This is a genomic window from Pseudomonas protegens (assembly GCF_003732485.1).
Classification (GTDB): domain Bacteria; phylum Pseudomonadota; class Gammaproteobacteria; order Pseudomonadales; family Pseudomonadaceae; genus Aquipseudomonas; species Aquipseudomonas protegens_B.
Map to the genome: position 1 here is coordinate 112450 of NZ_MOAK01000043.1, position 5615 is coordinate 118064.

Annotated in this window: 7 protein-coding genes and 1 pseudogene; 2 read left to right on the forward strand and 6 right to left on the reverse strand. The window is 53.7% G+C overall.

Annotation, left to right across the window (positions count from 1 at the left end):
• The first annotated feature begins 288 nt into the window (after positions 1 to 288).
• On the forward strand, positions 289 to 891 hold the full coding sequence (locus BLX41_RS09970; RefSeq protein ID WP_123724744.1) for a helix-turn-helix transcriptional regulator: 603 nt from the start codon (positions 289 to 291) through the stop codon (positions 889 to 891).
• The gene (locus BLX41_RS09975; protein WP_123724745.1) at positions 878 to 1771 is read left to right on the forward strand and encodes a queuosine precursor transporter; all 894 of its coding nucleotides are present in this window, start codon (positions 878 to 880) and stop codon (positions 1769 to 1771) included. The genes BLX41_RS09970 and BLX41_RS09975 overlap by 14 nt, the downstream gene beginning before the upstream one ends.
• 78 nt (positions 1772 to 1849) lie before the next feature.
• Here BLX41_RS09975 and queC read toward each other — a convergent pair whose 3' ends face one another.
• The 6 genes and pseudogenes from queC to BLX41_RS10005 form a co-directional block, all read right to left on the reverse strand.
• Entirely contained in the window at positions 1850 to 2548 is a 699-nt protein-coding gene (gene queC / locus BLX41_RS09980) for a 7-cyano-7-deazaguanine synthase QueC (RefSeq protein WP_123724888.1), read from the reverse strand.
• Positions 2549 to 2666: 118 nt separating this feature from the next.
• The gene (locus tag BLX41_RS09985) at positions 2667 to 3221 is read right to left on the reverse strand and encodes a cytochrome b (RefSeq protein WP_123724746.1); all 555 of its coding nucleotides are present in this window, start codon (positions 3219 to 3221) and stop codon (positions 2667 to 2669) included.
• Positions 3222 to 3376: 155 nt separating this feature from the next.
• Entirely contained in the window at positions 3377 to 4264 is an 888-nt protein-coding gene (gene cyoE / locus BLX41_RS09990) for a heme o synthase (RefSeq protein ID WP_123724747.1), read from the reverse strand.
• 10 nt (positions 4265 to 4274) lie between these two features.
• Positions 4275 to 4604, reverse strand: a complete 330-nt coding sequence (cyoD, locus tag BLX41_RS09995; RefSeq protein ID WP_092310581.1) for a cytochrome o ubiquinol oxidase subunit IV — start codon at positions 4602 to 4604, stop codon at positions 4275 to 4277.
• Positions 4605 to 5231, reverse strand: coding sequence for a cytochrome o ubiquinol oxidase subunit III (locus BLX41_RS10000; protein ID WP_025129487.1), 627 nt, complete (start codon positions 5229 to 5231; stop codon positions 4605 to 4607).
• A 3-nt stretch (positions 5232 to 5234) separates the two neighbouring features.
• Positions 5235 to 5615: pseudogene (locus BLX41_RS10005) on the reverse strand (cytochrome o ubiquinol oxidase subunit I); the annotation flags it as partial.

A 5615-nucleotide genomic window follows, 5' to 3' on the forward strand; every position in this document is an offset into this window, starting at 1 on the left:
CACAATCTTGCGGGGCTTTATTGTGATGGCTGACGCATGCAACACTTGTCTGTCGCGACGCGGCGCCGAATCGGCCCCTTCCACGATTCCACCGCGGCCCATACCGACAGCGAAGTATCCCAGGACGGATACAGCTGGCTAAAGGAGCACTAGCAAGTTGGTTCATACCCGTAAAAAGCCTGAAAAAGATCTGCCGCAGTAACCCGGTTACTGGTGCCGAACATCGAGCACGGCACAACCGCTATAAAAATCAATGTGTGACGACTATAAGGAAATGGTGAGCATTTGATGCACAGGAGAGAAAGAACAGAGTATTTAAAGAGCAACATTAAATACCTGATAAAAAGTCGCGGTGAGACGCAACTGTCTTTGTGCAATGCCAGCGGCCTGACCAGAACAACTATTTATAATATTCTGGAAGGCAAGGTAACCAATGTACAGCAGTCCACCATTCGAAAAATTTCCGATTTCTTCGGTGTTTCCTATGAAGAGATAGAAACCATCGACTTCGAAGAGAAGGAGATCATCGAGAGCAGTATCTCCCCTCAAGGCAACATGAATCCGGCTGCCGTCCCAATCATCAAGGAGAGCTTGCTGATAGCCAACATGGACAGGCGGATCGGTGAGCTGGCCACGCTTTACCCATTGACCTATTACTTCGGCACATCCTACAACTTGATAGCGGTGTTGCTGGAGCATGAAATTAACGGCATGAATGAACCTGGCGATCTCCTGATCGTACAAAAGGGATCCTCGACTGACGATAAAGAGAAGCTGGTTTACGACAGGCTGACAAAGAAACTGCTTATCATCAACGGCCCGTACTCCGACACAGATCGCCTATGTGTAGTAGGCGACATCATCGAGGAGCGATTCAATGACAGCCTATGAAACAGAAGCCGAGAACAGCAAGTACAAACTACTGGGATTTGAGAACAATAAAAGCCTGGCGGTAATCATGATCATCGCCACTGGCAAGGTCATCAGAATAAAGTTAAGCGAAGTGCTGAACAGCGAAATAATGGACAATTTAAATAAAATGGAAATCAAAAATCTCTACAAGAAATTCTATTCCCAAGGAGGGGCACTGACTGCGTACGACCTGAACGACCGTCACGAAAACTCATGGATGATCTACATCATCCTGAACCTGCTGCTCTTTACGTTTTACATTTTCACCAGTATTGCTGCGACCAAGCCGATTTACCTGGAGTCTCTCGATATCATTATCACTCCGGGCACTTTCCTCTACCCCCTGACATTCTTAATCGTTGACTTGCTGAACGAAAACTTCGGACTCCGACTTGCAAGAAGAGCCATCTTGTTTGCCTTTGCAAGCAACGCCATGATCATTATCCTGCTCTATGGATCGACCTTTCTCCCCGGACTGCCGGGCTGGAAACTCGACACTCCGTACAATGACGTCATCATTCATGTGTCGTCTGTACTGGTAGCCTCCTCCGTCTCTTTCCTTGTTTCTGAAAATATAAACTCATACTTGTTGTGCAAGATAAAAGAGCTGACGAATTCCAGATTCCTGTTTCTGCGAATATTTTTGAGCACCTTGTTTGCAGTCATCATCGACAGCTTTGTATTTTGCTACATCGCATTTTATGGAGCGATGCAAAACAGCGACATCCTGAACATGATCTATGTTCAAATCGCGATTAAAGTATGTTTTGCCTTCTTTAACATTCTGCCTGCTTATGGTGCCAGGTCACTGTTCAAGAGATACATCCCGGACGGCCAGAACAAACAACAGAGTGCCTGATTGCCTCAAGGCATTGGATTCAACACTCATCTGACAGCCAGACGCAGTGTTGAATCCCATTGGCCGGCAATCAAGCCTTTAGCTGAGACTCAACTTGCCTTTCAAGCTATTCATGACCTCCGTCTTGTTCTCCAGGTAGCCGTTCAAGCCTCTTGCGCGAAGATTGCATGCATCGCAATTAGCGCAGCCACTGCCCATGATGCCGTTATAGCAAGTCAGTGTTTGCTCACGAATCAGGTCCAGTTGACTGTGGTAGTCCGCCAACGCCCAGGTTTCTGCCTTGTTCAGCCACATCAATGGAGTTTCAAGCTGCAACTTGTACTCCATGCCCAGCTCCAGAGCCTTGTTCAGCGCCTTTACAAACTCATCGCGACAATCAGGATAACCAGAGAAGTCCGTCTCACAGACACCGGTGATGACGGTCTCGGCCTTTACCTGATAGGCATAAATGGACGCCAGGGTTAAAAATAGAATATTGCGTCCCGGTACAAAGGTACTGGGCAGGCTCTCGCCTGAACTGTTCACCGTCGGCACCGGGATATTGTCCCGAGTGAGACTGCTGATTGCCAACTCGTTCAGCAGCGAAGCATCCAGCACCTTGTGGACTTTCGCTCCCAGCTGTTTTGCAAGCCGCTGCGCCGTTTCTATCTCTGCGTGATGCCGCTGACCATAGTCAAACGTAATACAGTGCACCTCGTCATAGAGCGGCAATGCGTGGATCAAACAGGTTGTCGAGTCCTGCCCGCCACTAAAAACGACGACGGCTATTTTCTTCATCATTCTGCTTCCTGCATAAGTAGAGTCATTTCATGAGTTAAACGGCCCATTGACGGGCTCTGAATAAAATACCCCGCACTTCTCTCGAAGGCGGGGCTTTTTTGTCTCGGGTAAAAAATCAAGCCGATGCGCTGTTGCCGGCCATGCGTCGCAGGATATGCCCCTGGCCTTTGACACAGTGCAGGATCACCGCCGCGACATGGCCCACGATCAGTACCAGCAAGGTCCAGCCCAGCAGGCTGTGGAAGTTGTTGCCCAGGTCGGTCATCCACTGGATTTTCGCCCCCTCGAAGCCACTCATCACCGGCAGGCCAAAGGCGGAAAAGGCCCGCCCCGATCCGTACTGGCGCAGCAGGCCGAGAAACGGAATGGCGAACATGCCGACATACAGCAACCCGTGCCCCAGACGCGCGGCGAAGTTCAGGCTCGGCGGCCGGCGATGGCGGTTCAACAGGCTCCAGAGCACCCGCACCAGCAACAGGCCCAGCAACAGCAGCCCCACTTGCTTGTGGGTCGGCCAAAGGAATTCATCCAATGCCGATTCGGCCAGCAGGTAATGTGCACCGGTGGTGCTGTAGATCCAGACAAAGACCAATGCCATGGCCCAGTGCAATCCGCGACTGACGACGCCATAACGCGCCTGCGAATCGTATATTTCGATACGGCTTTCCATTACATCCACTCAGGTTCATCCACGAACGAGGCATTTTACCCGGCCATGCAAAGGTATCGGGCCGAAAAGCTTTAAATGATGTGACGGCCCCTCAGGCGGTATAAAAAAGCCCCGCACTTCTCTCGAAGGCGGGGCTTTTCTGTGGCCTGGACAGCTTAGTGTGCGTAGGTCAGCAAGAGCTCGGTCGGGGCCTTGAAATCTACCGACATCATCACGCTCAGCGCGGTGATGGTGAAGATCGAGAACACGAAGAGCTTGCGCGCCCACACAGTGTCATCCACTGCCTTGTAGCCGGTCCAGGCCATGTACAACCAGTACATGCCCATGGCCGCCGCTACCGCCAGGTAGCTCATGCCGGCGTAACCGCTGAAGGTCAGCATCAGGGTCGCCACCAGGAATGCCAGGATGTAGAGCAGGATGTGCTTCTTGGCCACGCGAATGCCACGCTTCACGGGCAGCACCGGAATCGATGCGGCCAGGTAATCGTTGAAGCGGAAGATCGCGATGGCATAGGAATGCGGCATCTGCCACAGGCTGAACATCACCAGCAGGGTCAATGCGGCCATGTCGAAGCTGTTGCTCACAGCCACATAACCGATCACCGGCGGCATGGCCCCGGACAGACTGCCCACCAGCGTGCCGTGAACCGACTTGCGCTTGAGGTACAGGCTGTAGAGACCGACGTAGATGACAAAGCCGATTACCGCGAACAACGCGGCCAACGGGTTGGCCACGTAGTACAGCAGGGCGACGCCGGCGACACCGAGGATGGAGGCATACACCAGGGCCGCTTCCAGGGAGATCAGGCCCTGGACCAGCACGCGGTTCTTGGTGCGCTCCATCTTCAGGTCGATGTCACGGTCGATGCAGTTGTTGAACACGCAACCGGACGCTACCACCAGCGAGGTGCCGATCATGGCGGCCAGGAAAATGGCCAGATCGACATGCCCTTTCGAGGCCAGGAAAAACCCGCCTGCCACAGAAAGCACGTTACCGAAAATGATCCCCGGTTTGGTGATTTGGATAAAGTGCTTGAGCGACATCGGGTTTACCTCACTTGGCCATCATGACGGTGTGGATGCTGAACATGATCCACAACGACAGACCAACCAGCAGGACAATGACCAACGCGGCGAAGATGAACGCCACCACGTTGTTGCGCTGTGCCGCGGAACGGTCCAGGTGCAGGAAGTACACCAGGTGCACCAGCACCTGGATCACTGCGAACGCCAGGACGATCCACAGGGTCACGTCTTTAGGCAGCGACGGGTACATCACCAGGCCGAACGGGATCAGTGTCAGGATGACCGACAGGATGAAGCCGATGGCGTAGGACTTGACGCTGCCGTGACCGGCTTCGTCGTGGGAGTGTGTGTTGGCCATTTACATAGTCCCCATCAGGTAAACAACGGTGAATACGCAGATCCACACCACGTCCAGGAAGTGCCAGAACAGGCTCAGGCAGCTCAGACGGGTCTTGTTGGTCGCCGTCAGGCCGTTTTTCTGCACCTGGTACATCATGATCGCCATCCAGATCAGACCGCTGGTCACGTGCAGACCGTGGGTACCGACCAGGGTGAAGAAACCGGACAGGAAGCCGGAACGGCTAGGGCCGTAGCCTTCGGAGATCAACAGGTGGAACTCGTTGATCTCCATGCCGATGAAGCCCAGGCCGAACAGGAAGGTCATACCCAGCCAGCCCAGTACCTGCTTCTTGTTGCCCCGGAAGAACGCCAGCATGGCGAAGCCGTAGGTGATCGAACTGAACAGCAGCAGAGCGGTTTCGCCCAGTACGTAAGGCAGTTCGAAGATGTCGTGGCCCGATGGGCCACCCGCTACGTTGTTAACCAGTACCGCGTATACCGCGAAGATCGACGCAAACAGAATGCAGTCGGTCATCAGGTAGAGCCAGAAACCGAATACGGTCATCTCGCCCGAGTCGTGGTGATGGTCATCGTGCCCATGGTCATCGACATGGGCGTGTCCAGCATTGGTCACTAAGTTCGACATGGATTAAGCCTGTTCCAACGAGGTTTCAACACGGGTAGCCGGGATCTTGTTCTCCGATACCAGACGCTTGTGCTGCTCGGCTTCGATGCGTTCGATCGTCTCGACCGGCACCATGTAGCCTTGATCATCACGGGCAGCGTGGATCGCGAAATAGATCACGGTGCCGGCCAGGCTTGCGATGGCCAGCCACCAGATGTGCCAGATCATGGCGAAACCGAACACGGTCAGCAGTGCCCCCATGACCACACCGGTAGCGGTGTTGTTGGGCATGTGGATCGGCTGATAGCGGCCTGGCTTCGCGTAGGCAGTGCCGTCTTCCTTGGCTTCGGTGAACGGGTCGATGCCTTCGGCTTTCGGCAGTACAGCGAAGTTGTAGAACGGCGG

Coding starts and splice junctions, on each gene's coding strand:
- queC (WP_123724888.1), bottom strand. CDS start 2,548: ATGAAGAAAATAGCCGTCGTCGTTTTTAGTGGCGGGCAGGACTCGACA.
- BLX41_RS10000 (WP_025129487.1), bottom strand. CDS start 5,231: ATGTCGAACTTAGTGACCAATGCTGGACACGCCCATGTCGATGACCAT.
- BLX41_RS09970 (WP_123724744.1), top strand. CDS start 289: ATGCACAGGAGAGAAAGAACAGAGTATTTAAAGAGCAACATTAAATAC.
- BLX41_RS09975 (WP_123724745.1), top strand. CDS start 878: ATGACAGCCTATGAAACAGAAGCCGAGAACAGCAAGTACAAACTACTG.
- BLX41_RS09985 (WP_123724746.1), bottom strand. CDS start 3,221: ATGGAAAGCCGTATCGAAATATACGATTCGCAGGCGCGTTATGGCGTC.
- cyoE (WP_123724747.1), bottom strand. CDS start 4,264: ATGTCGCTCAAGCACTTTATCCAAATCACCAAACCGGGGATCATTTTC.
- cyoD (WP_092310581.1), bottom strand. CDS start 4,604: ATGGCCAACACACACTCCCACGACGAAGCCGGTCACGGCAGCGTCAAG.